We start from the raw sequence: 16,612 nt of genomic DNA, 5'->3' as shown, positions 1-16,612 counted from the left end.
TCAATCGAACCTCCTTCCTTTATACGGGGTGCGGGGTCTCGGCGACTAGGTACCTGGTGCGGGATCGTCCCAATCCACCACCCCCTTTTGCCCACCCCCCGGGGAGTGTCCCCAGCGAGCCCGGCCGATTGCGAGAATCCGCTGTAGGGCACCCTGGATGCCATGGGGAGCCACAAGCATGGCGATCACAAGGATGCCGCCGTAAATCGCGAGCGGCAGATTGTCGGCGACGGAGCTCGGAAGTTTCAGCGTGCTCGCCATGCCACTGGTGAGCCACGGAAGGTAGACCAGCACGACGGAGCCCCAGACGGCACCGGCCAGGCTGCCCAACCCGCCGATGACGATGGCGGTGATCAGTTGCAAGGAAAGGCTGAGGCTGAATCCGGCCGGCGACGTGATCCCGGACCAGTACGCGAAGAGCGCGCCCGCCAGGCCCGCACACGCCGCGCTGATCACGAAGGCGAGCACCTGCGTGCGAGCGACATCGATGCCGGCGAGGGCCGCGGCCGCTTCATTGTCGCGTACCGCCTTGAAGGCACGGCCGGGAGCGGTGCGGAGCAGGTTGGCCAGCAGCAGCATTGTCATCAGCGCGGCGGCGAAAGCGATCCATGCGAGCCAGCGCTCAGCCGGAAAGTCGGCGCCCAGCCAATCGGGGGGTGCGGATGGCGGCACGGTCAGGCCAGTATCGCCGCCGAAGATGCTCTTGTAGCGGGTCGCCACCTGAGGCAGCGCGACCGCGAGCGTGAGCGTCGCACCCGCGAGGTAGGGACCACGCAGGCGGGCCGCGGCATACCCGAACACGATGCCGATGAGCCCGGTGCTCAGTACCGCGATCAGCAGGACCACGATGACGGGAAACTGGCGATGATCCTTCAGCAGCAATGAGGCGGTGTACGCGCCGACAGCCATCAACGCGCCGTGACCCAGCGACAGCTGCCCGTTCAGCCCCGTCAGCAGCGTGAGGCCGGCAGCCGCGACCGCGAAGATGGCGACCGCGGTCAGGTTGTAGTCGGCGTAGGCTCCAATCTGCGCGCTGAGCAGCAGCAGTACGACGGCCGCTCCCAGCGCGATCAGCAGGTGTCGACTCAGGGTTGGGCTGACCATGCGATCCACGCGCGAACGGACGGCCACCATCTCAGACCTGCCGAAGCCGCTGCACGGCGAAGAGGCCGCGCGGCCTCACCATCAGCACCGCGATGAGGATGACCAGGGCCCCCACGGTTTCGAGGTCGGAGCCAAAATAGCCACCAACATAACTGAGGGCAAATCCCATCAGCAACCCGCCGACGACGGCGCCCACCGCGCTATCGAGTCCGCCGATCACCGCCCCGGTGAAACCGAAGACCAGGACATCGTCCATGAAGTTGGGATAGAGCAGGAGCGAGGGCGCAATCAAGACGCCGGCAAGCGCCCCGACCAGCGACGCGAGCGCCCACCCCAGGGTGAGCATTCGTCCGACCCGGATACCGAGAAGGCCCGAGACTTCGGGATTGAAGGCCGAGGCGCGCATCCGCAGGCCCAGGTTGGTCCTTTGGAAGAGCACAAAAAGAAGGACCATGACGCTAAGGACTGCGCCCAGCGTGAAGGCATCGAACGGAGAGAAGGCGACCTGCGAGTTTCCGACATGCAGGCCGACAATCGAGAAGGCGGGAGGGAAGGACTTGATCTGGCCACCGAAGAGCATGGGAGCGAGGGCCTCGAGGAAGAGCAGCAGCCCCAGCGTCAGGATGACCACGTTGAGAGGAGGCGCCGACTCGACGGGGCGAACGATGACGCGCTCGGTGACCGCGCCGAGCAGCAACCCGCTCATCAGGGCAACCGCGAACGCCACCCAATAGGGGGCACCGCGATCGACGGCGAAGAGCGCGAGGTAGGTGGTGAACATCGCCATCGCGCCCTGGGCGAAGTTGATGACCTTCGTGGCACGCCAGATCATCACCAGGGCGAGCGCCATGGCGGCGTAGATCGCGCCCTGGGTCAGGCCCGTCAGGGTCAGGACGATAAACCGGCTCACGACTCAAAAACCCAGGTAGGCATGGCGAAGTCCCTCCTCGCTCAGGAGCTGGTGGGCTCGGCCCCGAGCCACCACCTTCCCCAGGTGAAGCACGATGCCTTCGTCGGCCACTGACAAGGCACTCTTTGCGTTCTGTTCGATCAGGAGCACGGTCAGTCCGCGCTCCGTGACCAGCGCCCTGATGCGAGCCATGATCTGGACGAGCACGAGCCGGGCGAGCCCGAGCGACGGCTCATCGAGGAGGAGCACCCGGGCGCGCGCGACCAGCGCCCGACCGACCGACAGCATCTGCCGTTCGCCCCCCGAAAGGCTGAAGGCCGCCAGGTGCCGCCGGCTGGCCAGCGGGGGGAAGAGGTCGTAGGCCTCGGCCAGCGCCTTTCGCTGGTCCGGTGGATCCCGCCGCCAGAGACCCCCGAGCCGGAGGTTCTCGTCCACCGTCAGCTCGGCGAGGACGCCCTGACCCTGGGGCACATGCGCGACCCCGAGGCGCGCGATCTCATCGGGGGCGAGGCGCGTGATATCGCGACCGTCGAGGCGGACCGACCCGCTCCGCGGCCGCGTCAGGCCGGAGATCGTCCGAACTAGGGTCGTCTTGCCGGCGCCGTTGGCACCGAGGACCGCCGTCATCGACCCGTCGGCTACCGCGAGGGAAACACCGTGCAGCGCGACCACCGGACCGTAGGCGACGGTGAGGTCGATGACCTCAAGCACCAGGCGATGCCTCCGGCGTGGGGACATCCTCGCCGAGATAGGCCGTCGCCACCTGCGGATTGCCCCGGATCTCCTTCGGTGTGCCTGACGCGATCACGCGGCCCACGTTGAGCACGACGATGCGGTCAGAGATCGCCATCACGAAATCCAGGTGGTGCTCGACGACGGCGACGCACATGCGGTTGCGAAGCTGCGTGATCAGCTGGGCGAGATCGTCGATGTCCTGAGCAGATAGGCCGCTGACGGGCTCGTCCAACAGCAGCAGCGACGGCTCCGCCATGAGGGCCCGAGCGATGATGACCCGTTTCTGTACGCCGTAGGAAAGCGTTGCCGGGTAGGCGCTCGCGTAGCCGGCGATGCCGAGCCGATCGAGGATTTCGTGGGCCTTCGAGGCGAGCTCGGCCTCGATCCGATCCGAGCTCGGCAGGGCGAGCAGCGACGCCAGCAGGCTCGGACGCAGATTCGACCCGGCCACGACATTCTCCTGGACCGAAAGCCCGGGCCAGAGCCCAAGCCCCTGAAGCGTGCGGGCAATGCCCAACCGGGCCAGGCGATGGGGTGCCGTGCCGAGCAGCGCCTCGCCACGGTAATTGATCCTGCCAGAATCGGGACGCAGGAATCCGCAGACGGCGTTGAAGAGCGTCGTCTTGCCGGCGCCGTTGGGTCCGATGATCGCGACAACTTCACCCGCATCGATACGAAGGGAGACCTGATCCAGCGCCAGGATCCCCCCAAAGCGGACGGTCAGGTCTGCAACCTCGAGGGTTGGCCGCGAAAGCTCTCCCACCCTTTTCTTCTCCCTAACGAACGTTCGATCAGACAGTATGCACCGACGAAGGGTCAAGTCAAGACGCCGCGGCTCAGCTCGTGCGGTTGGTCTCCCAGCCTCGGAGCAACGCCAGCGCGGCGCGCGCGTAGAGGTCCGCCACCCGCTCGAGATCCTGTTCGTCGCGCGGTTTGTACCAGTGAGGCAAGCCGTTGATCATGTCGACGATCGCCATCGCGGCGAGCTTGGAATCCTCTACCCGAAAGACGCCCTGCGCGCAACCGGCGTCGATCACGAGGGCCATCGTATTCCGGTACTCGCGGCGCAGGCCGTTGACCTGGGCGAGTTGGTTCGCCGGCAGGCTGCGGCGCTCGCGGATGTTGACCACAACCTCTCCTTTCCGCCGGTGCCCGAAGAGAACATGCCGGCGAACGGCGGACGCGATCGCCTCCTCAGGCGGCCGGTTGGCGACCAGCTCGGGCATCACCTCGGCGTTGAAGTCCGTCTGCATTCGCATACAGATCGCGAAGAGGATGTGCTGCTTTCCGGGGAAATGATGATAGAGCGAAGACGGCCGGATCTCCAACTCGGCCGCGAGATCGCGCACGCTGGCGGCCTCGTACCCCTTCTCGGTAAAGAGCCGCGTGGCGGATTCGAGGACCTGGTCGATCCGTAGAGTGCCACCCAGCGTTGCCCGGTCGACGTTCCTCATCGCCCCTTCCCTTGACAGCATCATACTGGCCAGTTCATATTGTCGATCGAACGATCGTTAGGGAGTAGGGGCCCCGCTCCGGCGTGAAAGAGCGGGGAGACATTAAGGGGAACGGACTATGGATTTCGGGCTGACCAACGAACAGCGGATGATCCTGGGAACGGTCCGCGAGTTCGTGACCAAGGAGCTGTTGCCGCTGGAGGCGGAGGCGCAGCGCGCCGAACTCGACGGCCGGTCCTTTCCGGAGCCCGCTGACATCCGCCGGCTGCAGCAGCGGGCAAAAACGGCTGGGCTCTGGGGCCTCCTGACGCCGGAAGAATACGGGGGCGCCAACCTCGGTCTGCTGATGACCTCGCTGATCAGCATGGAGACGTCGAGAGCGCTGATCCCCTTCTCTTACGGAGGACACGCGGATAACATTCTTTACTCTTGCAACGCCGAGCAAAAGCAGCGGTACCTCTGCCCCACCATCGACGGCGATCGAACAAGTTGCTTTGCGTTGACCGAGCCCGACACCGGCTCGGACGCGACCAACATCCAGATGCCGGCGGTCCGCGACGGCTCGGACTGGGTCCTCAACGGCCGGAAGGTCTTCATCACGAATGGTCTCGAAGCGGACTTCGCGATCGTCTTTGCCGTCACCGACAGGGGGAAGGGTCACCAGGGTGGCGTCACCGCGTTCCTCGTTGATCGAGCGATGGGATGGAGCAGCCAGCCGATCCAGACGATGGGCGCGTGGCGGCCGGCGGAGATCAGCTTCGACGGGGTCCGCGTCCCCGATGACAACGTCCTCGGTGAAGTCGGAAAGGGCTTCCAGCTCGCCATGGCCTGGATTGGCCAGGGCCGGATCATCATCCCGGCCCGGGCCATCGGCCAGGCGCAACGGCTGCTCGAGATGGCGCTGGATTATTCGCGCCAGCGGATCGCGTTTGGCCGCCCGATCGCCGAGTACCAGGCGATCCAGTGGATGCTGGCCGACAGCGCCGTCGAGATCGAGCAGGTGAAGTGGCTGGTGCTCAATGCCGCCTGGAAGGCCGACCAGGGTGGGGACGCTCGGCACGAGGCGTCGATGGCGAAGCTGGCGGGCGCCGGCATGATCTGGCGGGTCGTCGACCGGGTGATGCAGATCCACGGCGGGATGGGCTACACGAAAGAGATGCCGATCGAACGCGTGATGCGCGATGTGCGCGTCTACCGGATTTACGAGGGAACCGATGAGATCCAGCGACGGTCGATCGCGCGCAACCTCTTGAAGGGACACGCTACGCTCCGCGCATGGAGCTGACCGGGATGCGCACGTGATCTTCCGAAGCCCCTACCCGGATGTCGACATCCCGGATATCTCGCTGCCGGCCTTCGTGCTCGCCGGTGCCGCCGCGCTGGGGAACAAGCCGGCGCTGATCGATGGGCCGACCGGACGCACGCTCACGTACGCAGAGTTGGCCAGGTCAGTCCGCCGGGTGGCGGCCAGCCTCGCGCGCCGTGGGTTCAAAAAAGGCGACGTCTTCGCGATCTACAGCCCGAACGTTCCCGAGTACGCGGTCGCCTTGCACGGGGTCGCCACGCTTGGTGGGATCGCGACGACCTCAAATCCATTGTCGACGCCTCGCGAGCTCGCGCTTCAGCTCAACGACGCCAAAGCGAAGTACCTCGTCACCGTCCCCCAACTCCTCGACCACGCGCTCGAGGCGGCACGCCAGGCAAAGGTCGAGGAGATTTTCGTCTTTGGCGAGGCGCCAGGGGCCACGCCGTTCGCGGCGTTGATGGAAGCGGAGGACGCGGTCCCGACCGTGGCGATCGATCCCCGGAAGGACCTCGTGGCGCTGCCCTACTCGAGCGGGACGACCGGCCTGCCGAAGGGTGTCATGCTCACCCACCGAAACCTGGTCGCGAACATCGTGCAGACCTCCGCGGTCGTTCAGGCCACCGAGGACGAACGCTCGATCGCGGTCCTGCCCTTCTACCACATCTACGGCTTCACGGTGCTGCTGAACATCAGCCTCTACCAGGGCGTGACCATCGTCACCATGCCCCGCTTCGACCTGGAACTCTTCCTCCGGCTGATGCAGGACTACGCGATCACGCGCGCCAACGTCGTGCCACCCATCGTTCTGGCCCTGGCCAAGCACCCATTGGTCGCCCGATATGACCTGCACGCCTTGCTCTCGATCAACTCGGGCGCCGCCCCGCTCGACGCCAATGTTGAGCAGGCGTGCGGCGACCGCCTGAAATGCTTCGTCGCCCAGGGATACGGGCTCACCGAAACGAGCCCCGTGGTGTCGACCACGCCCGTCGAGCCCTTGAAGCGGCGCGGCGGCTCGGCCGGCCTCCTCATCCCGAACACGGAATGCAAGGTCATGGATCCCGCGAGCGGGGCCGAGCTAGGACCGGGAGGGCAAGGGGAAGTGTGGATCCGCGGACCCCAGGTGATGACGGGGTACCTCAACAATCCGGAGGCGACCGCGGCCATGCTCGATGCGCAAGGTTGGCTGCATACCGGGGACATCGGGTCCGTGGATGCCGATGGCTACCTGCATGTCGTGGACCGGCTCAAGGAGCTCATCAAGTACAAGGGATACCAGGTCGCGCCCGCCGAGCTCGAGGGACTTCTCCTCACGCACCCGGCCGTGGCCGACGCCGCGGTGATCCCATGCCCCGATCGGGAAGCCGGCGAAGTACCAAAGGCGCTGGTCGTGCTCAAGGGTGCCGTCACGCCGGACGAGCTGATCGCATTCGTGAACCAGCAGGTGGCGCCGTACAAGAAGATCCGGCAGCTCGAGATCGTGAGTCAGATCCCGAAGAGCCCTTCGGGGAAAATCCTGCGCCGTGTGCTGGTGGAACAAGAACGGACGCGGACCGCGTCATGACAACCGCGGACACTGGCTTTCGCCCTGGCGAGCGGTTCGCAGAAATGGACTCGTGGCAACAACCAACGCCGGGGGAGCCGGGGATCTGGAATGCGCTCGGCTGGCGGCGTGCCGAGCTCGAGGCAGGACGCGCCGTGCTGGAGTGGGAGCCGAACAGCGATCAGGCATTTCCGGCGGGCGACGGCTGGATCGTCCACGGCGGCATGGTGACCGCCATCCTCGACAGCGCCATGGGCAGCGCGACCTGGAGCCTTCTCGACCGGGACGAGGTCTACCTCACCGCCGACCTGAGGACGGAGTTCTATCGGCCGACCCGGCCGGGGCGAATCCGCGCGACCGGCTGGGTCGTGCGCAAGACTCGACGAGTGACCTTCGCCGCGTCCGAGCTGCATGACGAGGACGGCACGCTGCTGGCGAGCTGCCGCGCCACGAACATCACCATCGACCTGCGAGACGAGCCGCATCGCGCGCGTCGCGGTCCGGCCAGGCCCGTCTCCAGCTGATCGATGCCCGAGACATCGTTTCCGTTTGGGCCGGCGACGCAGGCCGAGATCTACGTCAGTAGCGCGGACGACCTTCCCCTCGACCCGGATGAGTGGGAACGCCGAGCCAAAGCGGTCCTCGAGCCGGGCCCCTTCGACTACATCGCCGGCGGTGCCGGCGGCGAGTCGACGATGCGGGCCAACCTGGACGCCTTCGGGCGCTGGCGTTTGCGTCCCGCGATGCTCGCCGGCAACGAGCAGCGAGATCTCCACGTCACCGTGCTCGGTACGTCGTCGCCGGCGCCGTTTTTTCTGGCGCCGGTCGGCGTGCTCGCCGCCGCCCGTTCCGACGGCGACCTCGCGGTCGCCCGTGCCTCAGCGGCCTCAGGCGTTCCATGGGTCGTCAGTACCGCAGCGTCATCACCGATGGAGGCGATCGCCGAGGCGATGGGCGCGGCGCCGCGCTGGTATCAGCTCTACTGGGTGAACGACCGCGAGGTGGTGGCCAGCCTGGTGCACCGGGCGGAGGCGGCCGGCTATGCCGCGATCGTCCTGACCCTGGACACGCTGCAGCTGGGCTGGCGCGTTCGGGATCTCGCAAACCAGTACCTGCCGTTCATCCTCGGCGAAGGCATCGGCCAATTCACCAGCGACCCGGTGTTTCGTTCGCGCCTTTCGGTCTCGCCGGAAGAGGATCCGCGGGGCGCTGGAGCGGCCATGGTCGGGATGTTCTCCAACCTGGGCCTACGCTGGGACGACCTCGCGTGGCTCCGCGAACGGACCCGCCTGCCTTTGCTCGCCAAGGGCGTCCTGCGAGCCGACGACGCGCGGCGAGTCCTCGACGCCGGATTTCAGGGCGTCATCGTTTCCAACCACGGTGGCCGGCAGGTGGATGGGGCCGTCGCGGCGCTCGATGCGCTGGTCGAGGTTCGCGACGCGCTGGGAGACAACACGGTGGTGCTGATGGACAGCGGGATCCGGCGCGGCGCCGACGTCATCAAGGCGCTCGCCCTAGGCGCGAACGCCGTCCTGCTGGGCCGGCCCTATGCCTACGGGCTCGCGGTCGCGGGCCAGACCGGCGTGGAGCGCGTCATCCGCAACCTGATGGCCGAGATCGATCTGACGCTCGCGCTGATTGGCGGCCGCGACGTAAAGGCCCTGGACCGATCATGGATCACCCTCCGGCCCTGACCAGCGAGCTGATCGGACGCGAGTCCGAGGTCGCCCTCTTCGAGGTGGAGCGAGGCGCCATCCGAAAATTTGCCGACGCTGTGCAAGACCAGACGCCGTCATGCGTGCGCGGCGATATCGCGCCGCCCACCTTTCCGACCACCTTTCGGATGACGATCCCCGGCGTGACCTTCGACCTGGCGCGCGTGCTGCACGGCGCCCAGGAGTACCGGTATGAAAAGCCCCTTCGGGCGGGCGATCGCGTGCGCTGCCGAGTGCGAGTCGCCAACGTCTATCGGCGTCAGGGCCGCCTCGGCGAGATGACGTTTCTCATCCTGCGGATGGAAGGCACGGATGAGTCGGACAGCCCCGTGTTCAGCGGAACGACCACCGCCATCCTGCGATGACCGGTCCGCTGCTTGCGGCGCGGCCGGACCTCGAAAGCGGCAGTGTCCTGCCGGACCTTCGCAAGCCGCCGATCACCAAGATGCAGCTCGTAAAGTACGCGGGCGCCTCGGGCGACTTCAACCTGATCCACACGGACGACGAGACGGCGCGAACGGTCGGACTCGAGGGCGTCATCGCGCATGGCATGCTGAGCATGGCGTTCCTGGGCGAGTATCTGTGCTGGCTGGCCGGGCCGGAATCGGTGCGACGGCTTTCAGTCCGCTTCGTCGAAATGGTCCGGCCCGGTGACACGCTGACCTGCCGGGCCCGCGTGAAAGAGCAAACCACACGCGATGCCGGGCGGCGGCTTCACCTCGAGGTCTGGGCGGAAAATCAACGAGCCGAACGGGTCACCGTCGGCGAGGCGGAGGTTGACATCACATGAGCGGACGATTCGAGGGGCAGACCGCGTTGGTGACGGGCGGCGGGCGAGGGATCGGGGCAGCCACGGCGACGCGTTTCGCCGCCGACGGCGCGAAGGTCGTGATCTCCGACCTGGATCTCGAACCGGCGGAAGCGGTCGCCGCGCAGATCCGAAGCCACGGCGCAGCGGCTCTGGCGGTCGCCTGCGACGTGACGGATCGCCTCTCGGTGGAAGCCCTCGTCGACCGCGCCGTGAAGGAGTACGCGAGCCTCGATATCCTCGTTACCTGCGCGGGCATCCTCCGCGACAACCTGGTTCACAAAATGACCGATAGCGACTGGGACCTTGTCGTCGACACGCACCTCAAGGGCACGTTTCTCTGTGCGCAGGCGGCGCAGCGGGTGATGGTCCCGGCACGACGGGGCAAGATGGTGTTTTTGTCGTCCAATTCGGCGTTGGGCAACCGCGGGCAGGTCAATTACTCGGCGGCCAAGGCGGGCATCCAGGGAATGGCGCGGACGCTGGCGATCGAGCTGGGTCCCTTCAACATCAATGTCAACACGGTCGCACCCGGGTTCATCGAGACCCGGATGACGCAGGCGGTTGCGCAACGCACCGGGATCGACTACGCGGACTTGAAAAAGGCAGCGGCCGAACGCACCCCGTTACGTCGGATCGGCCGGGCCGACGATATTGCCGGCGTCATCACTTTTCTCTGCAGCGACGATGCGAGCTTTGTGACCGGGCAGACAATCTACGCAACCGGCGGACCCTAACTGGGAGGCGAGCCATGAGCATCGCGGCGGGCAACTTCGTGGTGACCACTCGGCAGGGCCGGGTTCGCGGTCATGTGACCGACGGCGTGGCGGCGTTCAAGGGAATTCCCTACGCCCTGCCACCGTTCGGACCGAATCGGTTCCAACCTCCACGGCCTCCGCAGACGTGGGACGGTGTGCGCGACGCGCTCGAGTATGGCCGCGTCGCGCCGCAACCGCCTTACGCACCGCCCTTCGATCAGCTCCTTGGTGATCAAGGCCGTCCGCGAGAGGACTGCCTCAACCTCAACGTGTGGACGCCAGACCCGAGCAGTGGCGGTCTGCCCGTCATGGTGTGGATCCACGGCGGCGCCTTTGTCCGAGGCTCCGGTGCGCTCCCAACCTACGATGGCACCCGCTTTGCTCGCGATGGCGTGGTCTGCGTCACGCTCAACTACCGACTGGGAGCGGACGGCTTTCTGTACCTCGGCGACGGGATCGCGAACCGGGGGCTGCTCGACCAGATCGCCGCGCTGCAATGGGTGCAGGAGAACATCCGGGCTTTCGGCGGTGACCCGGCCCGGGTCACGATCTTTGGTGAGTCGGCGGGCGCGTTCAGCGTGGCCACGTTGCTCTCGATGCCACGTGCGGAAGGCCTGTTCCAACGAGCGATCGCGCAAAGCGGGGCGGGACACCACACGAGCTCGCTGGCAACCGCCCAGCTGGTCGGGCGCAATCTTGCCGACAAGCTCGGCGTGGCGCCGACGATGCCGTCGATCGCGGCCGTCCCTCTGGATCGCCTCGTCGAGGCGCAGGCCGCGTTAGGGCAGGAGCTCGCCATCCGGCCAGACCCCGCACGATGGGGCGAGGTGGCGGCCAATGGGATGATCTTCGAGCCGGTCGTCGACGGCGAGGTGGTTCCGGCAAGGCCCATCGAGCGTGTCGTTGCGGGAGCAAGTGCTGACATCGAGCTGATGGTCGGCACGACCACGGAGGAGTGGCGCTTTTTCCTCGTTCCCGGGGGCGCGATCGACCGCGTCACCGCGGACCGTCTGTCGAGCATGGCCCGCGTCATGGGCCTCGATGTCGAGCAAGCCCTGCCGGTCTACCGCGCATCCCGACCGCAGGCAACAGCCGGCGACCTTCTCGCCGCGATGATCACGGACTGGTTCTTTCGTATTCCTGCCATCCGGCTCGCAGAGGCCCACGCCAAGAACGGTGGGTCGACGCATATGTATGAGTTCGCCTGGCGCTCGCCGCTCTTCGACGGTCGGTTTGGAGCTGCGCATGCGGTCGAAATCGGATTCGTCTTCGATAATCTGCGACGCGAAGGCGCCATGGGCCTGGCCGGCGACAGACCGCCGCAAGCGCTTGCCGACGTGATGCACCGCGCGTGGGTCGGGTTCGCCACTAATGGATCACCCGGATGGTCGCCCTACCATTCACTCACGCGGTCGGTGATGCGCTTCGACGAGGCGGGCGGGAAGGTCGTGAACGACCCGGCGGCTAACGAGCGCCAACTCTGGGACAGCATTCGCTGACGCATAACTCTCCTCGGAGAAAGATCAGATTGGGTCGAAGAAATGTCGCTGACAACGGTTAAGAGCGCGCACACCGTGTCAGCAACTGTTGACCGCTTGATCGCGGCGCTGGGAAGGCGGGCGCTAGGCCGGTCGTTCCAGCAGCATCTTGAGGAGGGCGAGATCTTTCCGATTTGCGCGACGCATGGCCGCCGCCATGAAGGGCGCCGCGATCTTGGAGAACCCCGCGGGTTCGCCGCGATTGCGCAGGGTCATCCGCGTCTGCCTCTCGCCTACCGGCTCCCAGGTATAGGTGGTCTCCATCGGGAAGGCGCCTTGAGCAGTCTTCATCACGAGGCGACGGCCCGGAACGAGGTCGATCACCTCGTAGGTGTAGGCGAGCCGGCGGCCGAGGAACTGCGCGACGAAGGCAAGCTGTGATCCGATGCGCATCGGCGGCGGCGTTTTCCACTCGACTGACTTGATGTTGACGTACCACCGCGGCGCATTGGATGGATCGCCCGCGTAGGCAGCGACTTGGGCGGGCGGGCGATCGATCACCGTCTCGGTGAGCACGTCAACCGGCACGATACAGTCCCTCCTTCTCGTGCAGACGGCCACCTAGGCGGTCGAGCATTGCGTCCCATCCCCCACGATGCCAGCGGGCGGCTTCATCGGGTAATTGCGCGTGGACCAGGCGCAGGTCGGTGAGACCGTCGCCGGCGTCGCTGAGCTCCACGGTGATGACGCTGGGCACGCTGCCGGTGTAGGGCGAAACCCAGGTGAAAACCAGGCGGCGCGGAGGATCGATTTCCAGGTATTCACCGGTGTGTTCGATCACGCGGCCCTCGCCCTTCATGACGATGCGCAACCGCCCACCGACACGAAGATCGACGTCGGCTTCGATGGTGCCGATCGGCGTCATCCACTCCTGCAGCAGGTCGGGCTCCGTCCACCAGCGGAAGACCTCGCCGATCGGGGCAGGCAGGCGGCGATGGATCTCGATCGCCTGGGCGTCGATCACCGCCGCTTCCGGGCGCGGAGCCTGGCCTCGAGGAGATCGAGACGCTCTTCCCAGAACTGCCGGTACGTGCCGAGCCAGCCCGCCGCCGAAGCGAGTGGCGCCGGCTCGAGGGTAAGGCGATGCTCGCGACCCACGATCGTTCGCCGCACGAGGTGCGCATCTTCGAGGACGCGAATGTGCTTGGAGACGGCCGCCAGGGAGATCGGGTGCGCCGCGGCGATCTGGGTCACGGTCGCGTCACGCGGCCGGAGTTGATCGAGAACCCGCCGGCGCACCGGATGGGCAATCGCCGCGTACACGGCATCGAGCTGTCGAGTAGAATATTCAACCACTTGGTTGAGCGTACTAGAGCGGGGCTCTGAGGTCAAGACACAGGAGGAGGAACCGATGTCCGAGAGCAATGCGAGAACCAAAACGGAGTCGCGGGCGGTCGCCCTCGCCCGGTCCCACCTGGAGGCGTGGACCAATCACGACTTCGACACCGTGCGCGGCAACCTAGCGAAGGACGTGCAGTTCTACAGTCCGGCCGCGAACCTCGTGGGCATCGACGAGTACATGGACGCCCCGAGAGGCCTGACGCAATTCGCACGACAAGTCGTGCCCGGCAGCCTGCGCCTGATCGCCACCATGGGCGATGAGCGGAACGCGCTGATCATGTATGAAGTCAGCACCGAGGGCGGCCCGATCGGGCCGAAGCTGTTGCCCTCCGCGCAGACCTGGCTATTGGACGACGACGGAAAGATCAAGGTCGAGCGGATGGTCTCCTACGTCGCTTCGCGCGCGATCTGACCGTCCGCCAGACAATCGGGCAGCGGATTCTGCCCGAAAGTCTGGCCGGGCACTAACTTGCCGCGGGGTGGCAACCGGGGGATATTCAGCGCTTCAACGCCGGCGCCCTGGGACTCGGACCTGCGCCGCAGCCGGAACCGCATGCCACCAGCTGGGTGACCCTGACGCTGATTCACATTCCCGGCCCGCCGGCAGGCTTTTACGTGCTTACCGCCTTTCCGACCGGCGTCCCCGGCGGCCTTGGAGGCTGACATAGCCGGCGAAACACCGCGGCTCTCAGCCCACGCGAAGGACGCGTTGGAGGCGACCAGGTCGTTCGTCCACGGCTACTGGGCCGATACCGATGGTCTCGAGCAGGTCAGAAGTGAGCTGGCCCACGTGGCACGCCGGAATCCCCATCAACTAGAGCAATCGCTCGCCGCGTTGCAGGTCGTCTTGCGGGAGAACTATCCCGACGGCACACTGGCGCGACTGGTCGCTTGGGACGCGAATTGGCCGCTGGAAGACCCGTCGGATAACGGTGCGAAGGCTTTCCTCACGCAGGTTGCTGGCATCGTCCGCGACGTTATCGATTCGACAACTTGACAGTGAGCCTGGTGCCAAGAGCCAGCTGAGCGGGCCGCTAACACGGAACAATCGCTGGCGTAATTCAAAACCTCCGCTCCGCGGCGCCCGGCTGGCATCATGAACGGTATGCCCTTCTTTGGTTATCACATGCCCAGCTTCACGTTTCCGGGTGTTCCCCCGGACCAGCTCTTCGATCACGCAGCCGGGCTTGCGCGTTCGGCGGAAAACGCTGGCTTCGAGCTGGTGACGGTGATGGACCACTTCTACCAAATCACTCCCATCGGCAAGGAGGAGGAGCCGATGCTCGAGGCCTATTCGACGCTTGGGGCGCTGGCTCGGGAGACGAGCCGCATACGTCTGGCAACGCTCGTGACAGGCGTGACCTATCGCAACCCGGCCCTTGTGGCCAAAATGGTTACGACGCTCGACGTGATATCGAAGGGGCGCATGATCTGTGGCATCGGCGCCGCCTGGAACGAGTCCGAGCATGTCGGGTTCGGCTTTCCGTTTCCGCCGATCCGCGAGCGTATGGACCGGCTCGACGAGGCGCTGAACATCATCAAGCTAATGTTCACCCAGGAGCGGCCGTCCTTCAGCGGCACGCATTACCGCATCGACCGCGCGCTCAACAACCCACGCCCGCTGCAACCTGGTGGACCGAAGATCATGGTCGGCGGTGGCGGCGAGAAGCGCACCTTGCGCCTGGTCGCGCGCTACGCCGATATGTCGCACTGGTTCGGCCCGTTGGCGGACATCAAACGGAAGATTGAAATCCTGAACCGCTACTGCGAAGAAGAGGGCCGGGACCCGGGCACCATCACCAAGACCATGGGCTCCCCGGTCGTCCTGGTAGAAAACGAGGGACAGGTCAAGACCGTGATGGAACGGATGCCGCCCGAGCGGCGGGTAATGTTCCAGCCGGCCACCCCCGAACAGGCTGCCGAGATCCTGCAAGACTTCATCGCCGCCGGCATCGAGGGCTTCACCTTCGGCAACCCTACGATGCGGACGCCGGACGAATTCGAGCGCGCGCGCCGCCTGATCGCCGCGGTCACGAAGGCGTAGTTCTATCGCTGGCTAATCCGCCCCTTCTGCTGCGCGGCGTGCCTGGTCGGCGTGGTCGTGGCAGTGGGCAGCATATATCTCGAGCCACTTATCGACCGAATATGCGCCCAGTTCGCTGTGCGTGCCGGCCCGCTCCCACTCCGCCTCGCTAAGGGCCTCGAGGATTGACGCAGTTGATTCCCGTGCAGCCCTAATGGCGTCGAGTGATGGCTGCACTGGACGGCGGGCGTAGTGAAGACGTGCCGCGAACAAGTCGGGATCGTAGCCTGTGATCTGGGGATTATCCTCGGCGACCAGCCGGCGAAGGCGGATGGCCGAGGTCATTTCGCTATCTGCCGTGTGGTGCACCACCTCGCGTGCCGAGAAGCCCCCGTCTGCGGGCTTGTGGTCGAGCTGCCTCTCGCTCAGGCGAGACACCGCGTCCGCCAACACGGCGGGGCCTTCCCGATACCGGGTGATGAGCTCCGCGCGGTTCGGTTTCGACATTGCTTTCCATAGAGAGTAATGCGCCAGGGACTCGTAGCCCCGGTACCGGCGGCTGAACCGCTAGATTGAGGGCGAAATGACAACAGATACGAGTGTCTCCACGATCGCGCACGTGAACGGCATCCAACTCGCTTATCAAATCTTCGGAACGGGCTCCCCACTCGTCCTGCTGCACGGCGGCTTCGGGTCGGTTGAGATGTTCGGCCCTAATGTGGAGCTTCTTGCTGGCGGGCATCGCGTCATCGGCGTGGATCTCCAGTCCCACGGCCGATCGCCCGCCGTTGATCGGCCGATGCGCTTCGAGACGATGGCCGATGACATCGCGGCGCTGATTGCGGAACTCAAGCTCGAGCGTGCCGCGATCATGGGTTTCTCGCTGGGCGGCGCGGTAGCGTTGCGCACGGCCATCCAGCATCCCGAATTGGTGGAACGGCTCGCTCTGGTCTCAACGGTCTTCAAGCGCAGCGGTTGGTATCCGGAGATGACCGCGAGTATGGATGCAATGGGACCTGAGGTGGCGGAGCCCTTGAAGCAAAGTCCGATGTACGAAGCGTAGTGCGGATTGCGCCGCGCAAGGAGGACTGGCCACTGCTCGTCACGCAGCTCACGACCGCCATGAAGCTGGATTACGACTGGTCAGCAGAAGTCGCCAGGCTGCCAATGCCGGTGATGATTGTGGCCGGAGATGCCGATGGACTCCCACCGTCACACGCCGTTGAGTTCTTCGGGCTGCTAGGTGTAGTTCCCACGGACCTTGTTGACAACTGAAGAGCCTCCTTGCACGGTTTGGGGTGTGAACAACAACCAGACCGAGAGGAGGCTCAGATGCAGCATAGGCCGCGACTCACCCCCTTTGGAAGACTGTTGCTGGTC

General features: G+C 65.7%; 22 protein-coding genes. 13 read left to right on the top strand and 9 right to left on the bottom strand.

Annotated elements, in window-relative coordinates:
• Positions 1 to 45: 45 nt before the first annotated feature.
• The 5 genes from VHK65_04085 to VHK65_04065 all read right to left on the bottom strand — a co-directional run bounded on the left by VHK65_04085 (position 46) and on the right by VHK65_04065 (position 4,203).
• Positions 46 to 1,104, bottom strand: a complete 1,059-nt coding sequence (locus VHK65_04085; GenBank protein HVS05330.1) for a branched-chain amino acid ABC transporter permease — start codon at positions 1,102 to 1,104, stop codon at positions 46 to 48.
• A 31-nt stretch (positions 1,105 to 1,135) separates the two neighbouring features.
• A complete protein-coding gene (locus VHK65_04080) occupies positions 1,136 to 2,014 on the bottom strand; it encodes a branched-chain amino acid ABC transporter permease (GenBank protein HVS05329.1) in 879 nt (292 codons plus the stop codon).
• Between the two features lie 3 nt (positions 2,015 to 2,017).
• Positions 2,018 to 2,725: an ABC transporter ATP-binding protein gene (locus VHK65_04075; GenBank protein HVS05328.1), complete on the bottom strand. Its 708-nt coding sequence runs from the start codon at positions 2,723 to 2,725 to the stop codon at positions 2,018 to 2,020.
• Entirely contained in the window at positions 2,718 to 3,512 is a 795-nt protein-coding gene (locus tag VHK65_04070; protein HVS05327.1) for an ABC transporter ATP-binding protein, read from the bottom strand. Before VHK65_04070 ends, VHK65_04075 begins: the two co-directional genes overlap by 8 nt.
• A gap of 73 nt (positions 3,513 to 3,585) precedes the next feature.
• The gene (locus VHK65_04065) at positions 3,586 to 4,203 is read right to left on the bottom strand and encodes a TetR/AcrR family transcriptional regulator (GenBank protein HVS05326.1); all 618 of its coding nucleotides are present in this window, start codon (positions 4,201 to 4,203) and stop codon (positions 3,586 to 3,588) included.
• 118 nt (positions 4,204 to 4,321) lie between these two features.
• On the opposite strand from VHK65_04065, the gene VHK65_04060 reads away from it, so the two are divergent.
• The 8 genes from VHK65_04060 to VHK65_04025 are packed head-to-tail and all read left to right on the top strand — an operon-like array spanning position 4,322 to position 11,829.
• Positions 4,322 to 5,488 carry an acyl-CoA dehydrogenase family protein gene (locus VHK65_04060; protein ID HVS05325.1) on the top strand — a complete coding sequence of 389 codons (1,167 nt, stop codon included), beginning with the start codon at positions 4,322 to 4,324 and terminating at the stop codon, positions 5,486 to 5,488.
• Positions 5,489 to 5,501: 13 nt separating this feature from the next.
• Positions 5,502 to 7,070: a 4-coumarate--CoA ligase family protein gene (locus VHK65_04055; protein ID HVS05324.1), complete on the top strand. Its 1,569-nt coding sequence runs from the start codon at positions 5,502 to 5,504 to the stop codon at positions 7,068 to 7,070.
• Positions 7,071 to 7,114: 44 nt separating this feature from the next.
• A complete protein-coding gene (locus VHK65_04050) occupies positions 7,115 to 7,573 on the top strand; it encodes a PaaI family thioesterase (GenBank protein ID HVS05323.1) in 459 nt (152 codons plus the stop codon).
• Between the two features lie 3 nt (positions 7,574 to 7,576).
• Positions 7,577 to 8,743: an alpha-hydroxy-acid oxidizing protein gene (locus VHK65_04045; GenBank protein HVS05322.1), complete on the top strand. Its 1,167-nt coding sequence runs from the start codon at positions 7,577 to 7,579 to the stop codon at positions 8,741 to 8,743.
• Positions 8,722 to 9,129 carry a MaoC family dehydratase N-terminal domain-containing protein gene (locus VHK65_04040; protein HVS05321.1) on the top strand — a complete coding sequence of 136 codons (408 nt, stop codon included), beginning with the start codon at positions 8,722 to 8,724 and terminating at the stop codon, positions 9,127 to 9,129. The genes VHK65_04045 and VHK65_04040 overlap by 22 nt, the downstream gene beginning before the upstream one ends.
• Complete coding sequence (locus tag VHK65_04035; protein ID HVS05320.1) at positions 9,126 to 9,554, top strand: MaoC/PaaZ C-terminal domain-containing protein; 429 nt, start codon at positions 9,126 to 9,128, stop codon at positions 9,552 to 9,554. Before VHK65_04040 ends, VHK65_04035 begins: the two co-directional genes overlap by 4 nt.
• Complete coding sequence (gene fabG / locus VHK65_04030; protein HVS05319.1) at positions 9,551 to 10,309, top strand: 3-oxoacyl-ACP reductase FabG; 759 nt, start codon at positions 9,551 to 9,553, stop codon at positions 10,307 to 10,309. Before VHK65_04035 ends, fabG begins: the two co-directional genes overlap by 4 nt.
• A gap of 14 nt (positions 10,310 to 10,323) precedes the next feature.
• Complete coding sequence (locus tag VHK65_04025) at positions 10,324 to 11,829, top strand: carboxylesterase/lipase family protein (GenBank protein ID HVS05318.1); 1,506 nt, start codon at positions 10,324 to 10,326, stop codon at positions 11,827 to 11,829.
• Positions 11,830 to 11,952: 123 nt separating this feature from the next.
• Here VHK65_04025 and VHK65_04020 read toward each other — a convergent pair whose 3' ends face one another.
• From VHK65_04020 to VHK65_04010, 3 genes are read right to left on the bottom strand one after another with little or no spacing between them, the layout of a single operon-like run.
• A complete protein-coding gene (locus tag VHK65_04020; GenBank protein HVS05317.1) occupies positions 11,953 to 12,396 on the bottom strand; it encodes an SRPBCC family protein in 444 nt (147 codons plus the stop codon).
• Entirely contained in the window at positions 12,386 to 12,832 is a 447-nt protein-coding gene (locus tag VHK65_04015) for an SRPBCC domain-containing protein (GenBank protein ID HVS05316.1), read from the bottom strand. The genes VHK65_04020 and VHK65_04015 overlap by 11 nt, the downstream gene beginning before the upstream one ends.
• Entirely contained in the window at positions 12,829 to 13,164 is a 336-nt protein-coding gene (locus VHK65_04010) for a metalloregulator ArsR/SmtB family transcription factor (GenBank protein ID HVS05315.1), read from the bottom strand. The genes VHK65_04015 and VHK65_04010 overlap by 4 nt, the downstream gene beginning before the upstream one ends.
• A gap of 55 nt (positions 13,165 to 13,219) precedes the next feature.
• Here VHK65_04010 and VHK65_04005 point away from each other — a divergent pair, with 55 nt between their 5' ends.
• The 3 genes from VHK65_04005 (at position 13,220) to VHK65_03995 (ending at position 15,253) form a co-directional block, all read left to right on the top strand.
• Positions 13,220 to 13,621, top strand: coding sequence for a nuclear transport factor 2 family protein (locus tag VHK65_04005; GenBank protein ID HVS05314.1), 402 nt, complete (start codon positions 13,220 to 13,222; stop codon positions 13,619 to 13,621).
• A gap of 240 nt (positions 13,622 to 13,861) precedes the next feature.
• A complete protein-coding gene (locus VHK65_04000) occupies positions 13,862 to 14,206 on the top strand; it encodes a hypothetical protein (GenBank protein ID HVS05313.1) in 345 nt (114 codons plus the stop codon).
• Between the two features lie 99 nt (positions 14,207 to 14,305).
• Complete coding sequence (locus tag VHK65_03995; protein HVS05312.1) at positions 14,306 to 15,253, top strand: LLM class F420-dependent oxidoreductase; 948 nt, start codon at positions 14,306 to 14,308, stop codon at positions 15,251 to 15,253.
• 12 nt (positions 15,254 to 15,265) lie between these two features.
• Here VHK65_03995 and VHK65_03990 read toward each other — a convergent pair whose 3' ends face one another.
• A complete protein-coding gene (locus VHK65_03990; GenBank protein ID HVS05311.1) occupies positions 15,266 to 15,739 on the bottom strand; it encodes a DinB family protein in 474 nt (157 codons plus the stop codon).
• Between the two features lie 112 nt (positions 15,740 to 15,851).
• Here VHK65_03990 and VHK65_03985 point away from each other — a divergent pair, with 112 nt between their 5' ends.
• On the top strand, positions 15,852 to 16,295 hold the full coding sequence (locus VHK65_03985; protein HVS05310.1) for an alpha/beta hydrolase: 444 nt from the start codon (positions 15,852 to 15,854) through the stop codon (positions 16,293 to 16,295).
• The gene (locus tag VHK65_03980) at positions 16,295 to 16,507 is read left to right on the top strand and encodes a hypothetical protein (GenBank protein ID HVS05309.1); all 213 of its coding nucleotides are present in this window, start codon (positions 16,295 to 16,297) and stop codon (positions 16,505 to 16,507) included. Before VHK65_03985 ends, VHK65_03980 begins: the two co-directional genes overlap by 1 nt.
• Positions 16,508 to 16,612: the final 105 nt, after the last annotated feature.

This window comes from Candidatus Dormiibacterota bacterium (assembly GCA_035544955.1).
In the GTDB taxonomy this organism is placed as follows: domain Bacteria; phylum Chloroflexota; class Dormibacteria; order CF-121; family CF-121; genus CF-13.
The sequence above is the reverse complement of the archived record's forward strand: the minus strand, read 5'-3'. Positions and strand labels throughout refer to the sequence as shown.

What these genes read in the sequence shown, in the direction of transcription:
- VHK65_04085 (HVS05330.1), bottom strand. Translation starts at nt 1,104, where the DNA reads ATGGTCAGCCCAACCCTGAGTCGACACCTGCTGATCGCGCTGGGAGCG.
- VHK65_04065 (HVS05326.1), bottom strand. Translation starts at nt 4,203, where the DNA reads ATGAGGAACGTCGACCGGGCAACGCTGGGTGGCACTCTACGGATCGAC.
- VHK65_04060 (HVS05325.1), top strand. Translation starts at nt 4,322, where the DNA reads ATGGATTTCGGGCTGACCAACGAACAGCGGATGATCCTGGGAACGGTC.
- VHK65_04050 (HVS05323.1), top strand. Translation starts at nt 7,115, where the DNA reads ATGGACTCGTGGCAACAACCAACGCCGGGGGAGCCGGGGATCTGGAAT.
- VHK65_04045 (HVS05322.1), top strand. Translation starts at nt 7,577, where the DNA reads ATGCCCGAGACATCGTTTCCGTTTGGGCCGGCGACGCAGGCCGAGATC.
- VHK65_04040 (HVS05321.1), top strand. Translation starts at nt 8,722, where the DNA reads ATGGATCACCCTCCGGCCCTGACCAGCGAGCTGATCGGACGCGAGTCC.
- VHK65_04035 (HVS05320.1), top strand. Translation starts at nt 9,126, where the DNA reads ATGACCGGTCCGCTGCTTGCGGCGCGGCCGGACCTCGAAAGCGGCAGT.
- fabG (HVS05319.1), top strand. Translation starts at nt 9,551, where the DNA reads ATGAGCGGACGATTCGAGGGGCAGACCGCGTTGGTGACGGGCGGCGGG.
- VHK65_04025 (HVS05318.1), top strand. Translation starts at nt 10,324, where the DNA reads ATGAGCATCGCGGCGGGCAACTTCGTGGTGACCACTCGGCAGGGCCGG.
- VHK65_04005 (HVS05314.1), top strand. Translation starts at nt 13,220, where the DNA reads ATGTCCGAGAGCAATGCGAGAACCAAAACGGAGTCGCGGGCGGTCGCC.
- VHK65_03995 (HVS05312.1), top strand. Translation starts at nt 14,306, where the DNA reads ATGAACGGTATGCCCTTCTTTGGTTATCACATGCCCAGCTTCACGTTT.
- VHK65_03990 (HVS05311.1), bottom strand. Translation starts at nt 15,739, where the DNA reads ATGTCGAAACCGAACCGCGCGGAGCTCATCACCCGGTATCGGGAAGGC.